Source organism: Pseudomonas sp. PvP001 (assembly GCF_040546375.1).
Lineage (GTDB): Bacteria > Pseudomonadota > Gammaproteobacteria > Pseudomonadales > Pseudomonadaceae > Aquipseudomonas > Aquipseudomonas coleopterorum.
In genome coordinates, this window is record NZ_JBEPNQ010000001.1 from 3,288,865 (window position 1) to 3,307,394 (window position 18,530).

Consider the following 18,530-nt stretch of genomic DNA (forward strand, 5'->3'; position numbering starts at 1 on the left):
CCCGTCAGCTGAACCAGGGCCAGCGGTCAATCCCTTCTATGCTCCAATCATGACCCCTCGCGAGCCGCGCCTGGCTCTACGGGGCAATGGTGTATGCCAGAGGAGGGTGGCCATGGCCCGCAGCCTGAGCCTCAACCGTCAATGCCTGGGCCTGATGACCCGGATCGAATGCAGCGTTCGCCCGCTGGCAGGAGACAACGGACTGTGGACCCTGTTGTTCGCTGCCGGGATGGCGGGTGAGCAACCCAGCGCACTCAAGGCACAGGGACCTTTCCACGGTCGGCTGGCCGCCGAGGCGGTGCTGGAGGCCATCGTCGACAGCCTTACCCTGCACGGTTACCGCCTCAGTGACGACCCACAGATGTGGGCCGTGCACCTGCAACGCCAGTTGCGCGCACTCAATGGGCAATGTGGCACGCCGAGCGTTCGCTACCGGCTCCCTGAACACTGATCTGCCTGCATTGCACACGGCTGCGACACACCGTCGCACGTCGTGCTTTGTCCTGCGCGTGGCTATAATCGGCTCCAATTTCCACCACCACCCTGTGAGCCTCAATGGAACGCTTCATCGAAAAAACCATGTACGCCTCGCGCTGGTTGCTGGCGCCGATCTACGTCGGCCTGTCGCTGGGACTGCTGGCGCTGGCCCTTAAATTCTTCCAGGAAATCTTCCACGTCCTGCCCAACATCTTCGCCATGGCTGAATCCGAAGTGATTCTGGTGCTGCTCTCGCTCATCGACATGGCGCTGGTGGGCGGTCTGCTGGTGATGGTGATGATTTCCGGCTATGAGAACTTCGTTTCGCAGCTGGACATCGAAGATGGCGTAGAGAAGCTCAGCTGGCTGGGCAAGATGGATTCCTCTTCCCTGAAGATGAAGGTAGCTGCCTCGATCGTGGCCATTTCCTCCATCCACCTGTTGCGCGTGTTCATGGATGCCAAGAACATCGAGCCGCAGTACCTGATGTGGTACGTGATCATCCACATGACCTTCGTCGTCTCGGCTTTCGCCATGGGCTATCTGGACAAGCTGACCAAGCACTGAGGCCACCTGTGCCGCGTGCTGGCACAGCCCGCGCTGCTGAAGTGCGGGCACGCAGTGTGCTAGTCTGCTCGCCCTTTTATCCGGGCGCGCCCTTCATCCCCGCATGAAGACCCAAGCGCGGCCCCGCAGCGGAGCAGTGTGATGTCCGAAGTACAATTGTCGACCGACGAAACCCGCGTGAGCTATGGCATTGGCCGCCAGTTGGGCGGCCAGCTGCGCGACAACCCGCCACCGGGCGTGAGCCTGGAAGCCATTCTGGTTGGCCTGACCGACGCGTTCCGTGGCCATGAGAGCCGTGTGAGCGAAGAAGAGCTGAATGCCAGCTTCAAGGTCATCCGCGAGATCATGCAGGCCGAGCAGCAGGCCAAGGCCGAAGCCGCAGCAGGCGAAGGCAAGGCGTACCTGGCGGAAAACGCCAAGCGTGCCGAAATCACCACCACGGCCAGTGGCCTGCAGTACGAAGTGCTGAGCGCCGGCGAAGGCAGCAAGCCATCCGGCGACAGCACCGTGCGCGTTCACTACCACGGCACCATGACCGACGGCACCGTGTTCGACAGCTCCTACAACCGTGGCGAGCCGGCCGAGTTCCCGGTCAACGGCGTGATCGCCGGCTGGACCGAAGCCCTGCAACTGATGCCTGCCGGTAGCAAATGGCGCGTGCACGTTCCCAGCGAACTGGCCTACGGCGCCCAGGGCGTCGGCAGCATCCCGCCGCACAGCGTGCTGGTGTTCGACGTGGAACTGCTGGAAGTCCTGTAACGCCTCGGGGTAATCCAGAGACACCGCACGACCGCCGACGCGGCTCGCGCCGCTGCTACACAGACACGCGCTCCTGTAGCAGCGGCGCAAGCCGCCACCACGATCCCCCGGCCCACGCATCCCCCTGTAGCAGCGGCGCAAGCCGCGTCCGGCCCCACCGCGATCCCCCGCCCCATCACGATCCCCCGCCTGACGCATCCCCCTGTAGCAGCGGCGCAAGCCGCGTCGGCGGTACACACGGTCCCTCAGACACCCCGCACCCTCAATGCAATTCCCCCATCGGCCGCAATGCGCGGGCGTAGCAGAACAGAAAGAGGTTGCGCACCAACTCCTTCAACACCACAGGCTCGCTTGAGCTCAAACCATGCAGATCCAGATCCCCCTGATCACGCAGTTCATCCAACGCGTCCTCGCCAAGCACGGCACAGACTTCGCCGGTATCGCGATGCAGAATGCGCAGGTAGGGATGTGGGCGGTCCAGCCAGGCGTCGATCAGATAGGTCATGGCAATTCTCCTTGAAAGGGTTTCAATGAGAATAATTCTTATTCAAATAATAGCAAGAGACTATTTGCCATCGCCGGGCATTGCGCCCCTGAAAGCCTTGCCGGCCGCCTCACGACGGCTCGGACCGCTGGTCGGGCTGTACGTCAGACCTTGCGCACGAACTCGGACTTGAGCTTCATGGCGCCGATGCCATCGATCTTGCAATCGATATCGTGATCACCGTCGCACAGGCGAATGTTCTTCACCTTGGTACCGACCTTGACCACCAGCGAAGAGCCCTTGACCTTGAGGTCCTTGATCACGGTGATGGTGTCACCGTCAGCCAAAACGTTGCCCACCGAATCCTTGATCACCAGGGCATCGCCGTCGGCGCTTTCTTCGCCGGTTGCCGACCATTCATGGCTGCATTCAGGGCAGATCAGCTGGGTGCCGTCTTCGTAGGTGTATTCGGATTGGCATTTGGGGCAGGGCGGCAGCGTGCTCACGAGATTCCTCGAGGTAGAGAATAAAGGCACGCAGTATATAGGGTTTTTGCCCCCATAGCCCCTGTAGGAGAGGGCTACCGCAGAGAGGGGCAGTTGTGGGAGCGGGCTCTGCCCGCGAAAGTCTCACCACCGAATCATGTGGGAGCGGGGCGGGCGGCAAGCCCTCTGCCCGCGAAAGGCCCACCACCGAATCGTGTGGGAGCGGGCTCTGCCCGCGAAGGTCTCACCACCGAATCAGTGCGTACGCGCCACCGCAAACTCGCTGAGCTCGATCAATGCATCCCGATACTGGCTGGCAGGCAGCACTTCCAGCTGGGCAATGGCCTTGGCCACATAATCGCGGGCCAGACGCGCGGTGTAATCCAGCGCCCCGCAGTCCTCGACCGCCACACGGATGCGTTCCAGATCCTCGATCCCGCCTTTCTGGATTGCCTGCCGCACCAGCGCTGCCTGTTCGGCGTTACCTTCACGCATGGTGTAGATCAGCGGCAAGGTCGGCTTGCCCTCGGCCAGGTCGTCACCCACGTTCTTGCCCAGGGTCTCGGCGTCGCCGCGATAATCGAGCAGATCGTCGACCAGCTGGAACGCAACACCCAGGTGGTCGCCAAACGTGCGCAGCGCCTCGCACTGTTCCGCGCTGGCGCCGGTAAGCGCCGCAGCACTGTGCGCCGAGGCTTCGAAGAGCATCGCGGTCTTGCCGCGGATCACTTCCATGTAGATTTCTTCGGTGGTGCTGGCGTCGCGTACCTTGGACAACTGCAGGACTTCGCCCTCGGCGATGATGCGCGTGGCGTGTGAAAGAATCTTCATCACCGACATCGCGCCCAGCTCGACCATCATTTCGAAGGAGCGCGAATAGAGGAAGTCGCCGACCAGCACGCTCGGAGCATTGCCCCACTTGGCGTTGGCGGTGGAGCGGCCACGGCGCATGCCGGACATGTCGACCACGTCGTCATGCAGCAGGGTCGAGGTGTGCAGCAGCTCGATGGTGGCCGCCAGCAGGCGCAGGTCATCGCTTTGATGGCCCAGGGCTTTGCCAGCGAGCAACACCAGCAACGGGCGCAGGCGTTTGCCTCCGGAGGAGGTGATGTAGTCGCTGATCGTCGATACAAGCGGCACACGCGAGGTCAGCTGCTTCTTGATGATCTCGTCGACGGCGCTGAAATCGTCCGCCACCGCGCGGTAGAAAGCTTGGGGTTGCATCAGCGAGAGTCGCTCCAGAAGGGTTGCGCGGCATGCTAGGACGCGTGTTGGAGCGTGTCAAGGCGCGTCCATGGCCCACAGCGCCCGTATGCCGGGCCGGAAGCTGGTCGTGAACCTGCGCCGGCATCGTTTTGCCCGCAGCACCCAACCGTTCGGGCGACTGGCGGCCTCTTGTCAGCGGTTCATGGCTTGCGTACAATCGCGCACCCTGAACTTCCTGGGCAGCACCTGCCTTACGCAATTGCATTTGGGGCGTTCCAACCCATGCAGCCATGCCAGCCGACACTCTACTTATAAAGAGCTGGGTGAGCAGGATTATCGGAGAAATACCATGTCGTACGCAGTAATCGTTACCGGTGGCAAGCAATACAAGGTCGCCCCAGGTGAATACCTGAAGATCGAAAAACTGGAAATCGCCACCGGCGAATCCGTTACCTTTGATCGCGTTCTGTTGGTCGCCAATGGCGACGACGTGAACATCGGCGCTCCAGTGGTTGCCGGCGCTACCGTTGTGGCTGAAGTGATTTCCCAAGGTCGTCACGATAAGGTCCGCATCATCAAGTTCCGTCGTCGTAAGCACCACATGAAGCGCATGGGCCACCGCCAGTGGTACACCGAGATCAAAATCACCGGTATTCAGGCGTAATTTCAGCCTAATTCCTCACTAGGAGAATTGACTCATGGCACACAAAAAAGCTGGTGGTAGTACCCGTAACGGTCGCGACTCAGAAGCCAAACGCCTTGGCGTGAAGATGTATGGCGGCCAGGCTATCATCCCAGGCAACATCATCGTGCGTCAGCGCGGCACCCAATTCCACGCTGGCTACGGCGTTGGCATGGGTAAAGATCACACCCTGTTCGCGAAAGTCGCAGGCGTGATCAAGTTCGAAGTAAAGGGCGCCTTCGGTCGTCGTTACGTGAGCGTTGTCGCAGCCTAATCGCGACGTCGCTGGAGAAGCCCTGTCTTGCGACGGGGCTTTTTCGTTTATGGAGTGAGTCTCTTGCAAAGGTTTGCATGGGCTGTCGGTACGTGAGTCATTGACGGGTTTGCCGCGCTCATTTTTGCAAGAGCCTTACGTTTCAGGTTCATTGGCTCGCCCTGGCGGCGAGAGGCGTATTTTTAATGAAGTTTGTAGATGAAGTGTCCATCCGCGTGAAGGCGGGTGATGGTGGCAACGGCTGCATGAGCTTTCGCCGCGAAAAATTCATCGAGAATGGCGGCCCCAACGGCGGCGACGGTGGTGATGGCGGCTCGATCTACATGATCGCCGACGAAAACCTCAACACCCTGGTCGACTACCGTTATACCCGTCACTTCGATGCCGAGCGCGGCGCCAACGGCGGCAGCACCGACTGCACCGGCAAGAAGGGTGAAGATCTGGAGTTGCGCGTGCCGGTAGGCACCACGGTGATCGACGCCTCCACTCAGGAAGTCATCGGCGACCTGGTCAAGGCCGGTCAGCGCCTGCTCGTGGCCCATGGTGGCTGGCACGGCTTGGGCAACACCCGATTCAAATCCAGTACCAACCGCGCACCGCGCCAGACCAGCCCAGGCAAGCCAGGCGAGCAGCGCGATCTCAAGCTGGAGATGAAAGTGCTGGCCGACGTCGGTCTGCTGGGTCTGCCCAATGCCGGCAAAAGCACCTTCATTCGCTCGGTGTCTGCAGCCAAGCCCAAGGTGGCCGATTACCCGTTCACCACCTTGGTGCCGAACCTGGGCGTGGTGAGTGTCGACCGCTGGAAGAGCTTCGTCGTGGCCGACATTCCCGGTCTGATCGAGGGTGCTTCCCACGGTGCCGGTCTGGGCATCCGCTTCCTCAAGCATCTGGCGCGTACCCGCATTCTGCTGCATCTGGTCGACATGGCGCCGCTGGATGAAACCAGTGCTGCCGACGCCGCCGAAGTGATCGTCAACGAGCTGGTCAAGTTCAGCCCGTCACTGGCCGAGCGCGAGCGTTGGCTGGTGCTCAACAAGTGCGACCAGATCCTGGAAGAAGAGCACGAAGAGCGCGTCAAGGAGATCGTCGATCGCCTGGAGTGGGAAGGTCCGGTCTATGTGATCTCGGCCATCGCCAAGGAAGGTACCGAGCGTCTGAGTCGCGACATCATGCGCTACCTGGAAGACCGTGCCGACCGTCTGGCGCGCGATCCGGCCTACGCCGACGAGCTGGCCGAACTCGATCAGCGCATCGAAGACGAAGCGCGCGCCCAGCTGCAGGCGCTGGACGACCAGCGCGCGCTGCGTCGCAGTGGCGTGAAGAGCGTCCACGACATCGGCGATGACGACGACTGGGACGAAGAAGACGCCGAAGACGGCCCGGAAATCATCTACGTCCGCGATTGATCGGCCGGCCTGGCGTGCGCCTTCGCGGGCAGAGGGCTCAGCCGCCCGCCCCGTTCCCACAAAGCGCTCCGTCCCTGGCGGCGCATTGTGTGGGAGCGGGCTCTGCCCGCGAAGAGGTCGCCGCGATCCATGCACCCAATCGCATCGCCGGGCATCCTCGGTGTTAAACTAAACGCCGCTCACCATGAGCGGCGTTTTTGTTTTTCTACCGGGCAAAGGTTGGCAGATGATGCGGAGCAAGGTGACGGGCGCGCAGCGCTGGGTCGTGAAGATCGGCAGTGCGCTGCTGACCGCGGACGGCAAGGGTCTGGATCGCGCGGCGATGGGCGTATGGGTCGAGCAGATGGTTGCTTTGCACAACGCCGGGGTCGAGTTGGTACTGGTGTCTTCGGGTGCGGTGGCGGCCGGCATGAGCCGCCTTGGCTGGGCCAAGCGCCCCAGTGGTATGCACGAATTGCAGGCGGCTGCGGCCATCGGCCAGATGGGTCTGGTGCAGGCCTGGGAGTCGAGCTTCGCCGAGCATGGCCGACACACCGCCCAGATTCTCCTCACCCACGACGACCTGTCCGATCGCAAGCGCTACCTCAATGCGCGCAGCACGCTGCGTACGCTGGTCGAGCTGGGCGTGGTGCCGGTCATCAACGAAAACGACACTGTGGTCACCGACGAGATCCGCTTCGGTGACAACGACACCCTGGCTGCTTTGGTGGCCAACCTGGTGGAAGCGGACCTGTTGGTCATTCTCACCGACCGCGACGGCATGTTCGATGCCGATCCGCGCACCAATCCCGATGCCCAATTGATCTTCGAAGCGCGCGCCGACGACCCGTCGCTCGACGCCGTCGCTGGCGGTACCGGCGGTGCGCTGGGCCGCGGCGGCATGCAGACCAAGTTGCGCGCCGCGCGCCTGGCCGCGCGCTCCGGAGCGCACACGGTGATCGTCGGCGGCCGTATCGAGCGCGTGCTCGATCGGCTCAAGGCCGGCGAGCGCCTGGGTACGCTGCTGTCGCCCGAGCGTGAAATGCTGGCTGCGCGCAAGCAGTGGCTCGCTGGGCATCTGCAGACTCGGGGCACTCTGGTGCTCGACGACGGGGCCGTGCAGGCTCTGACCGGTGGCCACAAGAGTCTGCTGCCGGTGGGTGTGAAAGTGGTGCAGGGCAGTTTCAGGCGCGGCGAGATGGTAGTGTGCGTGGCGCCGGATGGTCGTGAAATCGCCCGCGGCCTGGCCAACTACAGTGCGCTCGAAGCACAGAAAATCATCGGTCAGTCGTCGGACGTCATCGAGCGCTTGCTGGGCTACATGGCCGAGCCCGAGCTGGTGCACCGCGACAACCTGATCCTCGTTTGATCCCTACAGGAATGTTTCGATGAATGTGCTCAAGGCCCTTTCGGCCACGCTGTTGTGCCTGCCGATGCTGGCGAATGCCGAGGAAATCGGTCAGGTGTCCACGGTGTTCAAGGTTGTCGGTCCCAACGATCGGATCGTCGTCGAAGCATTCGATGATCCCAAGGTGCCGGGTGTGACCTGCTACCTGTCGCGCGCCAAGACGGGCGGGGTGAAGGGCGGTCTGGGCTTGGCCGAAGACCGCGCCGAGGCGTCCATCGCCTGTCGCCAGGTCGGGCCGATCCAGTTGCCGGACAACTTGAAGGAAGGCGAGGAGGTGTTCAAGGAGCGCACGTCGCTGGTGTTCAAGACCATGCAGGTGGTGCGTTTCCACGACAAGAAGCGCAACGCGCTCGTGTACCTGGTCTACAGCGACCGCATGATCGAAGGCAGCCCGCAGAACGCCGTGACCGCCATCCCCATTCGTCCCTGGACCACCGAATAATTGCGGTGTGTCTATCGCGGCCGATGACCGCTCCTACGGATACAGGTCACGTAGGAGCGGTCATCGACCGCGAAAGGGGCCACATCGATAGCGCCTCATTCCTGCGGGCACAAAAAAGCCGACCCTGGGGTCGGCTTTTTCTACATCGTACAGCTGATCAGGCAGCAGCAGCCTGGTTCAGTGCTTTGATGTGGCCATTCAGACGGCCTTTGTGACGAGCAGCCTTGTTCTTGTGGATGATGCCTTTATCGGCCATACGGTCGATAACTGGCACGGCCAGAACATAAGCAGCTTGTGCTTTTTCGGCGTCTTTTGCGTCGATGGCTTTGACTACATTCTTGATGTAGGTGCGAACCATGGAACGCAGGCTGGCGTTGTGGCTGCGACGCTTCTCAGCCTGTTTTGCACGTTTTTTGGCGGAAGGTGAGTTGGCCACCGTCGAGCTCCTCGAAAGACTTTTTGAAATAGCCAAACAAATAAGGCCGCGAATCATGCCCATCAACGAGTTGGTTGTCAAGGGTACGTGAAACGATCCGCTAAGTGGTCGGTCGGTGTCGAAGTGATTCACTTCTGGCCCGTGACCTGTACACTCGCGAGGTTTTGGCTCTGCCTGCTGATGCGGCGCGGAGTATCGCACACCTGGGCCGGATATGGGCCTGCTCTTCGTCAACGGGCATGAAAAACTTTCGATGAATCTACTCAAATCCCTGGCCGCGGTCAGCTCCATCACCATGGTTTCGCGGGTGCTGGGCTTCGTCCGCGACACCATCATTGCGCGCATCTTCGGCGCCGGCATGGCCACCGACGCCTTTTTCATCGCCTTCAAGCTGCCGAACCTGCTGCGCCGGATCTTCGCCGAGGGCGCGTTCTCCCAGGCCTTCGTGCCGATTCTCGCCGAGTACAAGAACCAGCAAGGGGAGGAGGCCACACGCACCTTCATTGCCTATGTCGCCGGCCTGTTGACCCTGGCCCTGGCGCTGGTCACGGTGGCCGGGATCCTGGCCGCACCCTGGGTCATCTGGGCCACCGCGCCAGGCTTCGCCGATACCCCGGAGAAATTCCAGCTCACCACCGACCTTCTGCGGGTGACTTTTCCTTATATATTGCTGATCTCGCTGTCGTCCTTCGTCGGTGCGATCCTCAATACCTACAACCGCTTTTCGGTGCCGGCCTTCACGCCGACGCTGCTCAACGTGTCGATGATCCTGTTCGCCCTGTTCCTCACGCCGTACTTCGATCCGCCAGTGATGGCGCTCGGCTGGGCGGTGCTGGCGGGCGGGCTGGCGCAGCTGCTGTATCAACTGCCGCATCTGAAAAGGCTCGGCCTGCTGGTCCTGCCGCGTTTGAGCCTGCGCGACACCGGCGCCGTGCGCGTGATGAAGCAGATGCTGCCGGCCATTCTCGGGGTGTCGGTCAGCCAGATTTCGCTGATCATCAACACCATCTTCGCCTCTTTTCTGGTAGCAGGCTCGGTCTCGTGGATGTACTACGCCGACCGTCTGATGGAGCTGCCTTCGGGCGTGCTGGGGGTGGCGCTGGGTACCATTCTGTTGCCGACCCTTTCCAAGACCTACGCCAACAAGGACCGCCATGAGTACTCGCGCATCCTCGACTGGGGGCTGCGTCTGTGCTTCGTGCTGGTGCTGCCTTGCGCAGTGGCCCTGGCGTTGCTCGCCGAACCGTTGACCGTGGCCTTGTTCCAGTACGGCAAATTCACCGCCCTGGATGCGGCCATGACCCAGCGCGCGCTGATCGCCTATTCCATCGGTCTGCTGGGCATCATCCTGATCAAGGTGCTGGCGCCGGGTTTCTATGCCCAGCAGAACATCCGTACACCGGTAAGGATCGCCCTCTTTACGCTGGTGGCCACGCAGGTCTTCAACCTGATGTTCATCAGCCACCTGCAGCACGCTGGCCTGGCGCTGGCCATCAGCCTGGGTGCCTGCCTGAACGCCGGGCTGCTGTATTGGAAGCTGCGCCAGCAGGACCTGTTTCAGCCGCAACCCGGCTGGACCGCCTTTTTGTGCAAGCTGGGCATCGCCGTGCTGGCCATGGCCGCCGCCTTGCTGGTCCTGCTGCAGTACATGCCGGCATGGGCTGACGGACAGATGCTCGAACGCTTCCTGCGCCTGGGGCTGCTGGTGTTGACAGGCGTGCTAGTGTATTTCGGAATGTTGTTGGCCATGGGCTTCCGCCTCAAGGACTTCGCCCGCCGCGGGCTGGCCTGATCCCTGGGTGCCAGCGGTTTTGTGCGTTAGCGAACATCCATGCACGCTGTCGCCTGTCGTCGACGCGTGGGTATGGTTATAATCGACCACTTTATGAGCAAGAAGCGCGTTATGCAGCTGGTTCGAGGCCTTCACAATCTGCGGCCCCAGCATCGGGGCTGCGCCGCCACCATTGGCAATTTCGACGGTGTCCACCGCGGCCACCAGGCTATCCTGGCGCGGCTGCGCGAGCGTGCCCGGGAGTTGGGCGTGCCCAGCTGCGTGGTGATCTTCGAACCGCAGCCGCGCGAATACTTCAGTCCGCAGACCGCGCCGGCCCGCCTGGCCCGGTTGCGCGACAAGGTGCAGCTGCTGGCCGAGGAACAGGTCGACCTGGTCCTGTGCCTGGCCTTCAACAAGCGCCTGAGCCAGCTCAGCGCCTCGGAGTTCGTCGACACCATCCTGATCGACGGCCTGGGCGTGAAGCACCTCGAAGTCGGTGACGATTTTCGCTTTGGCTGCGACCGGGTAGGGGATTTCGATTTCCTGACCCAGGTCGGCAGCCTGCAAGGCTTCACCGTCGAAGCGGCGCAGACCGTTGAAATGGACGGCTTGCGCGTGAGCAGCACCCAGGTCCGCAAGGCCCTGGCGGCGGCCGATTTCGAACGTGCCGAGCAACTGCTCGGCCGACCCTTCTGCATCGAAGGAAGGGTCCTGCATGGGCAGAAGCTGGCACGCCAACTGGGCTGGCCCACTGCCAATGTGCAACTCAAGCGCCGTCGCGTGCCGCTGACCGGGGTCTACCTGGTGAGTGTCGACATCGATGGCAAGACCTGGCCGGGAGTCGCCAACATAGGCGTGCGGCCAACCGTTGCAGGTGATGGCAGTGCCCACCTGGAAGTGCATTTGCTGGACTTTGCCGGTGACCTCTATGGCCGGCATTTAACGGTGGCGTTCCACCACAAGCTGCGTGATGAGCAGCGTTTCGCCTCGCTGGAGGCGCTGAAGTCGGCGATCGATGCGGATGTCGCCGCCGCGCGTGCCCACTGGGCCAAGCCAACCGCTTAAATTGAAGAGCCTGAAATGACCGACTACAAAGCCACGCTAAACCTTCCGGACACCGCCTTCCCAATGAAGGCCGGCCTGCCCCAGCGCGAGCCGCAAACTCTGCAGCGCTGGGACAGCATTGGCCTGTACCAGAAGCTTCGCGAAATTGGCAAGGACCGTCCCAAGTTCGTCCTGCACGACGGCCCGCCCTATGCCAACGGCAATATTCACATCGGTCATGCGGTCAACAAGATCCTCAAGGACATGATCATCCGTTCCAAGACCCTGGCCGGCTTCGATGCGCCGTACGTGCCGGGCTGGGACTGTCATGGCCTGCCGATCGAGCACAAGGTCGAGGTCACCCACGGCAAGAACCTGGGCGGCGACAAGACCCGCGAACTGTGCCGTGCCTATGCCAGCGAGCAGATCGAAGGCCAGAAGGCCGAGTTCATCCGTCTGGGCGTGCTCGGCGACTGGGCCAACCCCTACAAGACCATGAGCTTCCCCAACGAGGCCGGCGAGATCCGTGCCCTGGCGGAAATGGTCCGCAACGGTTTCGTGTTCAAGGGTCTGAAGCCGGTGAACTGGTGCTTCGACTGCGGTTCGGCCCTGGCCGAGGCCGAGGTCGAGTACGCCGACAAGAAATCGCCGACCATCGACGTCGCCTTCCCGATCGCCGACCAGCAGGCGCTGGCCGATGCCTTCGGTCTGCCAGGCCTGGAGAAACCGGCCAGCATCGTGATCTGGACCACCACCCCGTGGACCATCCCGGCCAACCAGGCGCTCAACGTGCATCCCGAGTTCACCTACGCGCTGGTCGACGTCGGTGATCGCCTGCTGGTGCTCGCCGAAGAACTGGTGGAAAGCAGCCTGACCCGCTACAGCCTGCAAGGCTCGGTCGTCGCCACTACCGTGGGCGCCAAGCTTGAGCTGATCAACTCCCGTCATCCGTTCTACGATCGCCTGTCGCCGGTGTACCTGGCCGACTACGTCGAGCTGGGTGCCGGCACGGGCGTGGTGCACAGCGCCCCGGCCTATGGTGTCGACGACTTCGTCACCAGCAAGCAATACGGCCTGACCAACGACGACATCATCAGCCCGGTGCAGAGCAACGGCGTGTACGTCGAATCGCTGCCGTTCTTCGGCGGCCAGTTCATCTTCAAGGCCAACCAGAACATCGTCGACAAGCTGGCGGAAGTCGGCGCGCTGATGCACACCGAGGTGGTCAGCCACAGCTACATGCACTGCTGGCGTCACAAGACCCCGCTGATCTACCGCGCCACCGCGCAGTGGTTCGTGGGCATGGACAAGCCTCCGGTCGAAGGCGACACCCTGCGCGAACGCGCGGTGAAAGCCATCGAAGACACCAAGTTCGTCCCGGCCTGGGGGCAGGCGCGCCTGCACTCGATGATCGCCAACCGTCCCGACTGGTGCATCTCGCGCCAGCGCAACTGGGGTGTGCCGATCCCGTTTTTCCTCGACAAGGCCACCGGTGAACTGCACCCGCGCACCGTCGAGCTGATGGAAGAGGTGGCCAAGCGCGTCGAAGTCGAAGGCATCGAAGCCTGGTTCAAGATGGACCCGGCCGAGCTGCTGGGCGACGAGGCGGCCAACTACGACAAGATCAGCGACACCCTGGACGTCTGGTTCGACTCGGGCACCACCCACTGGCACGTCCTGCGCGGCTCGCACCCGATGGGCCATGAAAGCGGCCCGCGCGCCGACCTGTACCTGGAAGGTTCCGACCAGCACCGTGGCTGGTTCCATTCCTCGTTGCTGACCGGTTGCGCCATCGACAACCACGCGCCGTACCGCGAGCTGCTGACCCACGGTTTCACCGTGGACGAGAACGGCCGCAAGATGTCCAAGTCGCTGGGCAACGTCATCGCCCCGCAGAAGGTCAACGACACCCTGGGCGCCGACATCATGCGTCTGTGGGTTTCGGCCACCGACTATTCGGGCGAAATGGCCGTGTCGGACACCATCCTGCAGCGCAGTGCCGATGCCTATCGTCGCATCCGCAACACCGCGCGCTTCCTGCTCTCCAACCTCAGCGGCTTCAACCCGGCCACCGACCTGCTGCCAGCCGATCAGATGATCGCCCTCGACCGCTGGGCCGTGGACCGTGCGTTGCTGTTGCAACGCGAACTGGAAGAGCACTACGGCGAATACCGTTTCTGGAACGTCTACTCCAAGGTGCACAACTTCTGCGTGCAGGAGCTGGGCGGTTTCTACCTGGACATCATCAAGGACCGCCAGTACACCACCGGCGCCAACAGCGTCGCCCGTCGCTCCTGCCAGACCGCGCTGTACCATATCAGCGAGGCGCTGGTGCGCTGGATCGCGCCGATCCTGGCGTTCACCGCCGACGAGCTGTGGCAGTACCTGCCCGGCGAGCGCAACGAGTCGGTGATGCTCAACACCTGGTACCAGGGCCTGAGCGAGCTGCCCGAAGGCTTCGAGCTGGATCGTGCCTATTGGGAGCGGGTGATGGCGGTGAAGACTGCGGTCAACAAGGAAATGGAAAACCAGCGCGCGGCCAAGGCCATCGGCGGCAACCTGCAGGCCGAAGTGACGCTGTACAGCGAAGACGCGCTGAACACCGACCTGGCCAAACTGGGCAACGAACTGCGCTTCGTGCTGATCACCTCGGGTGCCACCCTGGCGCCGTTCGCTCAGGCTCCGGCCGATGCGGTGGTCACCGACGTGGCGGGCCTGAAGCTCAAGGTGGTCAAGTCCGGTGGCGTCAAATGCGCGCGCTGCTGGCACTTCCGCGATGACGTGGGCGTGAACCCCGAGCATCCGGAAATCTGCGGTCGCTGCGTCGACAACATCAGCGGTGATGGCGAGGTGCGCCACTATGCCTGATTCGTCGGCGTCTTTCGGTCGCTACGGTCACTTGAAGTGGCTCTGGCTCAGCGTGCTGGTCATGGCGCTGGACCAGGCCACCAAGTTCTATTTCGACGGCAACCTGCAGATGTACGAGCAGATCGTGGTCATTCCCGACCTGCTCAGCTGGACCCTGGCCTACAACACCGGCGCCGCCTTCAGCTTCCTGGCTGACAGCGGCGGCTGGCAGCGCTGGCTGTTCACCCTGATCGCCGTGGTGGTCAGTGTGGTGCTGGTGGTTTGGCTCAAGCGTCTGGGCCGCGGCGACACCTGGCTGGCGATCGCCCTGGCGCTGGTACTGGGCGGGGCGGTAGGCAACCTGTTCGAACCGCGTCGTGCTGGGCCATGTGGTCGATTTCATTCTGGTGCATTGGCAGGATCGCTGGCGTTTCCCGGCGTTCAACCTGGCCGACAGCGCCATCACCGTCGGTGCGATCATGCTGGCGTTGGATATGTTCAAGAGCAAGAAAAGCGGAGAAGCGGTGCATGACTGAACAGCGAATCAGGGAAAACACCGAAGTGACCCTGCACTTCGCCCTGCACCTGGAAAACGGTGATACCGTCGACAGCACGTTCGACAAGTCGCCGGCGACTTTCAAGGTCGGCGACGGCAACCTGTTGCCAGGCTTCGAAGCGGCCCTGTTCGGCTTCAAGGCCGGCGACCGACGCACCGTCAAGGTGCTGCCGGAAAACGCTTTCGGCCAGCCCAACCCGCAGAACGTGCAAGTCATGCCGGCATCGCAGTTCGAGGGCATGGAGTTGTCCGAAGGGTTGCTGGTGATCTTCAACGACGCCGCCAACACCGAGCTTCCGGGCGTGGTGAAGGCATTCGACGACAACGAAGTGACGGTAGACTTCAACCACCCCCTGGCAGGCAAGACCCTGACCTTCGAGGTGGAAATTCTTTCGGTCACGGCCCTTTAAGGGCACCGAGGCAAGCATGCAAATCAAACTCGCCAATCCCCGCGGCTTCTGCGCGGGTGTGGACCGAGCGATCGAGATCGTCAACCGTGCGCTGGAAGTCTTCGGCGCGCCGATCTACGTCCGTCACGAAGTGGTGCACAACAAGTTCGTGGTCGAAGACCTGCGCAACCGCGGCGCCATCTTCGTCGATGAACTCGACCAGGTGCCCGACGACGTCATCGTCATCTTCAGTGCTCACGGCGTCTCCCAGGCCGTGCGCCAGGAAGCGGCCGGACGCGGGCTCAAGGTGTTCGACGCGACCTGCCCACTGGTCACCAAGGTGCACATCGAAGTGGCCCGCTACAGCCGCGACGGCCGTGAGTGCATTCTCATCGGCCACGCCGGGCACCCGGAAGTGGAAGGCACCATGGGCCAGTACGACGCCAGCAACGGGGGCGCCATCTACCTGGTCGAAGACGAGGAAGACGTGGCCAACCTGAAGGTGGTCAACCCGGAAAACCTCGCCTTCGTCACCCAGACGACGTTGTCGATGGACGACACCAGCCGGGTCATCGACGCATTGCGTGCGCGCTTCCCGGCCATCGGCGGACCGCGCAAGGACGACATCTGCTACGCCACGCAAAACCGTCAGGACGCGGTCAAGATCCTGGCCGACGAGTGTGACGTGGTGCTGGTGGTGGGCAGCCCGAACAGCTCCAACTCCAACCGTCTGCGCGAGCTGGCCGAACGCATGTCTACCCCGGCGTACCTGATCGACGGCGCCGAAGACATGCAGCAAGGCTGGTTCGACGGCGTCCAGCGCATCGGCATCACCGCCGGTGCCTCGGCACCCGAAGTACTGGTGCGCGGCGTCATCGAGCAACTGCACGCCTGGGGCGCGACCGGTGCCGACGAGTTGATCGGTCAGGCCGGAGAACATCACGTTCTCGATGCCCAAGGAACTGCGCGTCAAGGCGATTACCTAGCCCGTTGCGTGCACTGGTCGGCACTGTCGGGATCTGGCTTATCGGTGATCCTGACTCTGCCGGCCCAGTTGATCACCACACGCCAGCGCAGCCGGGCCCGCTTCGGGTCGCATACGAACAACGACCCGATGTTCGATTGACGTCCCAGCCCGACAGGTGCCCCCAGGCTGTCGAAACGTACCTCGTCGCGTAGCCATTGATTGCCAACGATGGGAGCTTTGCCATCCAGCCTGTGGATGTGCAGCAACGCACCCCTCGCCCTTATGTTTCGAGTGTCAATCGAGGTGGTCCAGCCGCGCCCCCAACCTCCGAGGGAAGCTCGTACCACCACCGGCGTCTGCCGAAGAATGGCCTCGAGGCGGGCGGTGCGAAGACTATGGGCCAGTTCCTGAGCCACCACTTTTCGCTGCTGTTCCTGCAACAACCCGTGCAAGGCAGGCACGGCGATCGCCGCCAGTATTCCAACCACTGCCAGCACTGCCACCAGCTCCACCAATGTCACTCCCTTGCTGTTCATGCCAACCCTCCCTGGGTTTCTATGCAACAGGCGCTGATCCGTCTAGAACAACCGTATATCCTATGCGCCCAGCGAACCGCGCGAGCGCTGGTTTATAGTCAGTGCTCATGGGGGAGGCGTCCAATGCGGCATGGTTACAAGGGGTTTACGCTGGTCGAGCTGATGGTGACGATCGCGGTGCTGGCCATCCTGGTGACCGTGGGGATTCCATCGTTCGTTACCTTGATGAACAACACCAAAGCGGACACCGAGTCGACGGATTTGTATCGGGCGCTCAACTATGCGCGGCTTGAGGCGATCAACAGGGGCGTGAGCGTACGTGTTACGCCTTCCACTGCGAACGACTGGACGAGTCGTCTCGATATTCAGGTCGTCAACGCAGGTGCAGTAACCAACCCGGTATTGCGAGTGATCGCACCCATGGCAACGGCAGCCGTAGTTACACCCAAGAACATTGCCAACATCGAGTACAACAATTTGGGCGCGATGGCCAATCCAGTCACCGCAGTGGCGTTTTCCTATGTCCGAGGCACCTTCACCAGGGCTATCGGTGTTTGCATTAACGGGCGGGTGATACTGGGGGGCACTTGTCCATGAACATGCGTATTGGGCAAACAGGAGTCAGCCTGATCGAGGTCCTGGTGTCGCTGCTGATCATGGGCATCGGCCTGCTGGGGGCTGCAGCCTTGCAGCTCAACGCTCTCAAGTTTACCGACAGCTCGGCGCTTACCAGCCAAGCCAGCTTCATCGCCTACGACATGATGGACCGCATCAGGGCCAACCCGGACGGCAACTATGCGCTGGCCAACCTCGATGCTGCGCCAACGAGCAACATCAACGATACCCGAGCACAAGACCTCGCCGACTTCGCCGCCAATGCCAAAGCCATCGGCGGGGTCAGTGCCGGCAGCAGCATCGCTGTGAACAACCGCGTCGTCACCATTACCCTGCAATGGAGCGATGCGCGTGCGACCAACGCGGCGAGCGTCTCCGGTGTACAGAGCAACGGCGATGGCCTGCAGACGTTCACGTTGACGAGTCGCGTGGCCATCGACAAGGGGATCAAATGAGACGCTCATCTCGAGGCATCGGTCTCATAGAGCTGATGGTCGCCATGACGTTGGGCCTGGTCATCGTGCTGGGCGTCACACAGATATTTCTTGCGGCCAGGAATACCTACCAAAGCCAGAATGCCGCAGCGAGCATTCAGGAAGATGGGCGCTTTCTGATGAGCAAGATGGCCCAGGAAATCCGCATGACGGGGTTTTTCGGCTGCCAGGCAAATCCGCTCGACACCACGCCTACCAAAGACTTCACAGCCGCCTATGCTGCGCCGATCACCATTACCCGTGGCGCCAACAACAGCGTGATTCTTACGTTGATCACCGCTGACGTGGGCAATAACGGTACCAATGCCGACTGGAACATTCTTACAGACTGCCGCAGTTTTTCGACGGCTTACATACCAGCAAACATGCCTGCTGCGGTCGCTGGTCAGCAGGTTATTCCGATACGCCGCATCGTCTACACCTTCAGCAGCAATCAGGTCAGGTCGGGCAACGTAGCGACGGATGTACGACCGTTGATTGGTAACGTACTGGCGTTCGATGTGACTTTCGGCATGGCTTCATCGGCAGCCAACCTCAACGCCAGCACCTATGTAGCCACCCCGACCAACTTCGACCTCATTCGCAGTGTGCGCATCAGTCTGCAAGTGGCGGATCAGGCTGCTGCGCCAAACTCGCGTGCGCAAACCCGGACGTTCAATACAGTGATTGCACTGCGAAATCGGCTGCTGTGACGAGGCTTTCA

General features: G+C 62.0%; 20 protein-coding genes and 2 pseudogenes. 17 read left to right on the forward strand and 5 right to left on the reverse strand.

The genetic code is table 11. From position 1 onward, the window contains the following. The first annotated feature begins 112 nt into the window (after positions 1 to 112). From ABMD26_RS14985 to bamJ, 3 genes are all read left to right on the forward strand, one after another. Positions 113 to 451, forward strand: coding sequence for a PA4575 family protein (locus ABMD26_RS14985; protein WP_354310478.1), 339 nt, complete (start codon positions 113 to 115; stop codon positions 449 to 451). Positions 452 to 555: 104 nt separating this feature from the next. Beyond that, a complete protein-coding gene (locus ABMD26_RS14990; RefSeq protein WP_056844077.1) occupies positions 556 to 1,044 on the forward strand; it encodes a TIGR00645 family protein in 489 nt (162 codons plus the stop codon). Positions 1,045 to 1,185: 141 nt separating this feature from the next. Next, entirely contained in the window at positions 1,186 to 1,803 is a 618-nt protein-coding gene (bamJ, locus tag ABMD26_RS14995; RefSeq protein ID WP_354310480.1) for a BamJ family beta-barrel-assembly machinery protein, read from the forward strand. A gap of 262 nt (positions 1,804 to 2,065) precedes the next feature. Here bamJ and ABMD26_RS15000 read toward each other — a convergent pair whose 3' ends face one another. From ABMD26_RS15000 to ABMD26_RS15010, 3 genes are all read right to left on the reverse strand, one after another. Continuing rightward, positions 2,066 to 2,308, reverse strand: a complete 243-nt coding sequence (locus ABMD26_RS15000) for a PA4570 family protein (RefSeq protein ID WP_043192798.1) — start codon at positions 2,306 to 2,308, stop codon at positions 2,066 to 2,068. 143 nt (positions 2,309 to 2,451) lie between these two features. Continuing rightward, positions 2,452 to 2,793: a zinc ribbon domain-containing protein YjdM gene (locus tag ABMD26_RS15005; protein WP_056844078.1), complete on the reverse strand. Its 342-nt coding sequence runs from the start codon at positions 2,791 to 2,793 to the stop codon at positions 2,452 to 2,454. Positions 2,794 to 3,027: 234 nt separating this feature from the next. Beyond that, positions 3,028 to 3,996 carry a polyprenyl synthetase family protein gene (locus tag ABMD26_RS15010; protein ID WP_354310483.1) on the reverse strand — a complete coding sequence of 323 codons (969 nt, stop codon included), beginning with the start codon at positions 3,994 to 3,996 and terminating at the stop codon, positions 3,028 to 3,030. A gap of 331 nt (positions 3,997 to 4,327) precedes the next feature. On the opposite strand from ABMD26_RS15010, the gene rplU reads away from it, so the two are divergent. The 5 genes from rplU (at position 4,328) to ABMD26_RS15035 (ending at position 8,169) form a co-directional block, all read left to right on the forward strand. Then, positions 4,328 to 4,642, forward strand: a complete 315-nt coding sequence (gene rplU / locus ABMD26_RS15015; protein WP_003176051.1) for a 50S ribosomal protein L21 — start codon at positions 4,328 to 4,330, stop codon at positions 4,640 to 4,642. Positions 4,643 to 4,676: 34 nt separating this feature from the next. Further along, positions 4,677 to 4,934, forward strand: a complete 258-nt coding sequence (gene rpmA / locus ABMD26_RS15020; RefSeq protein WP_008371588.1) for a 50S ribosomal protein L27 — start codon at positions 4,677 to 4,679, stop codon at positions 4,932 to 4,934. Between the two features lie 185 nt (positions 4,935 to 5,119). Next, positions 5,120 to 6,340: an Obg family GTPase CgtA gene (gene cgtA, locus ABMD26_RS15025; RefSeq protein ID WP_056844080.1), complete on the forward strand. Its 1,221-nt coding sequence runs from the start codon at positions 5,120 to 5,122 to the stop codon at positions 6,338 to 6,340. Positions 6,341 to 6,569: 229 nt separating this feature from the next. Continuing rightward, a complete protein-coding gene (gene proB, locus ABMD26_RS15030) occupies positions 6,570 to 7,688 on the forward strand; it encodes a glutamate 5-kinase (RefSeq protein WP_049860975.1) in 1,119 nt (372 codons plus the stop codon). A gap of 19 nt (positions 7,689 to 7,707) precedes the next feature. After that, the gene (locus tag ABMD26_RS15035) at positions 7,708 to 8,169 is read left to right on the forward strand and encodes a CreA family protein (RefSeq protein WP_320523120.1); all 462 of its coding nucleotides are present in this window, start codon (positions 7,708 to 7,710) and stop codon (positions 8,167 to 8,169) included. Between the two features lie 157 nt (positions 8,170 to 8,326). Here ABMD26_RS15035 and rpsT read toward each other — a convergent pair whose 3' ends face one another. Continuing rightward, entirely contained in the window at positions 8,327 to 8,605 is a 279-nt protein-coding gene (gene rpsT, locus ABMD26_RS15040) for a 30S ribosomal protein S20 (RefSeq protein WP_043192805.1), read from the reverse strand. A gap of 253 nt (positions 8,606 to 8,858) precedes the next feature. On the opposite strand from rpsT, the gene murJ reads away from it, so the two are divergent. The 6 genes and pseudogenes from murJ (at position 8,859) to ispH (ending at position 16,201) form a co-directional block, all read left to right on the forward strand. Then, on the forward strand, positions 8,859 to 10,397 hold the full coding sequence (gene murJ / locus ABMD26_RS15045) for a murein biosynthesis integral membrane protein MurJ (protein WP_049860976.1): 1,539 nt from the start codon (positions 8,859 to 8,861) through the stop codon (positions 10,395 to 10,397). A gap of 111 nt (positions 10,398 to 10,508) precedes the next feature. Continuing rightward, positions 10,509 to 11,444, forward strand: a complete 936-nt coding sequence (ribF, locus tag ABMD26_RS15050) for a bifunctional riboflavin kinase/FAD synthetase (protein WP_049860952.1) — start codon at positions 10,509 to 10,511, stop codon at positions 11,442 to 11,444. 15 nt (positions 11,445 to 11,459) lie between these two features. After that, a complete protein-coding gene (ileS, locus tag ABMD26_RS15055; protein WP_354310488.1) occupies positions 11,460 to 14,291 on the forward strand; it encodes an isoleucine--tRNA ligase in 2,832 nt (943 codons plus the stop codon). Further along, a pseudogene (lspA, locus tag ABMD26_RS15060) lies at positions 14,284 to 14,806 on the forward strand (signal peptidase II). Before ileS ends, lspA begins: the two are co-directional and overlap by 8 nt. Then, positions 14,799 to 15,236 (forward strand): FKBP-type peptidyl-prolyl cis-trans isomerase, encoded by a 438-nt coding sequence (locus ABMD26_RS15065; protein ID WP_049860955.1) that lies wholly within the window; start codon positions 14,799 to 14,801, stop codon positions 15,234 to 15,236. Before lspA ends, ABMD26_RS15065 begins: the two are co-directional and overlap by 8 nt. A 16-nt stretch (positions 15,237 to 15,252) precedes the next feature. Beyond that, positions 15,253 to 16,201, forward strand: a pseudogene (ispH, locus tag ABMD26_RS15070) (4-hydroxy-3-methylbut-2-enyl diphosphate reductase). Here ispH and ABMD26_RS15075 read toward each other — a convergent pair. Next, positions 16,194 to 16,694: a GspH/FimT family pseudopilin gene (locus ABMD26_RS15075; protein ID WP_354310490.1), complete on the reverse strand. Its 501-nt coding sequence runs from the start codon at positions 16,692 to 16,694 to the stop codon at positions 16,194 to 16,196. The pseudogene ispH and the gene ABMD26_RS15075 sit on opposite strands and share 8 nt — an antisense overlap. Here ABMD26_RS15075 and ABMD26_RS15080 point away from each other — a divergent pair. From ABMD26_RS15080 to ABMD26_RS15090, 3 genes are read left to right on the forward strand one after another with little or no spacing between them, the layout of a single operon-like run. Then, complete coding sequence (locus ABMD26_RS15080) at positions 16,578 to 17,315, forward strand: GspH/FimT family pseudopilin (RefSeq protein ID WP_354310492.1); 738 nt, start codon at positions 16,578 to 16,580, stop codon at positions 17,313 to 17,315. The genes ABMD26_RS15075 and ABMD26_RS15080 overlap by 117 nt on opposite strands. Beyond that, the gene (pilV, locus tag ABMD26_RS15085; protein ID WP_192001191.1) at positions 17,312 to 17,788 is read left to right on the forward strand and encodes a type IV pilus modification protein PilV; all 477 of its coding nucleotides are present in this window, start codon (positions 17,312 to 17,314) and stop codon (positions 17,786 to 17,788) included. Before ABMD26_RS15080 ends, pilV begins: the two co-directional genes overlap by 4 nt. After that, the gene (locus ABMD26_RS15090) at positions 17,785 to 18,519 is read left to right on the forward strand and encodes a PilW family protein (RefSeq protein WP_122742588.1); all 735 of its coding nucleotides are present in this window, start codon (positions 17,785 to 17,787) and stop codon (positions 18,517 to 18,519) included. The genes pilV and ABMD26_RS15090 overlap by 4 nt, the downstream gene beginning before the upstream one ends. The last annotated feature ends 11 nt before the right edge of the window (positions 18,520 to 18,530 follow it).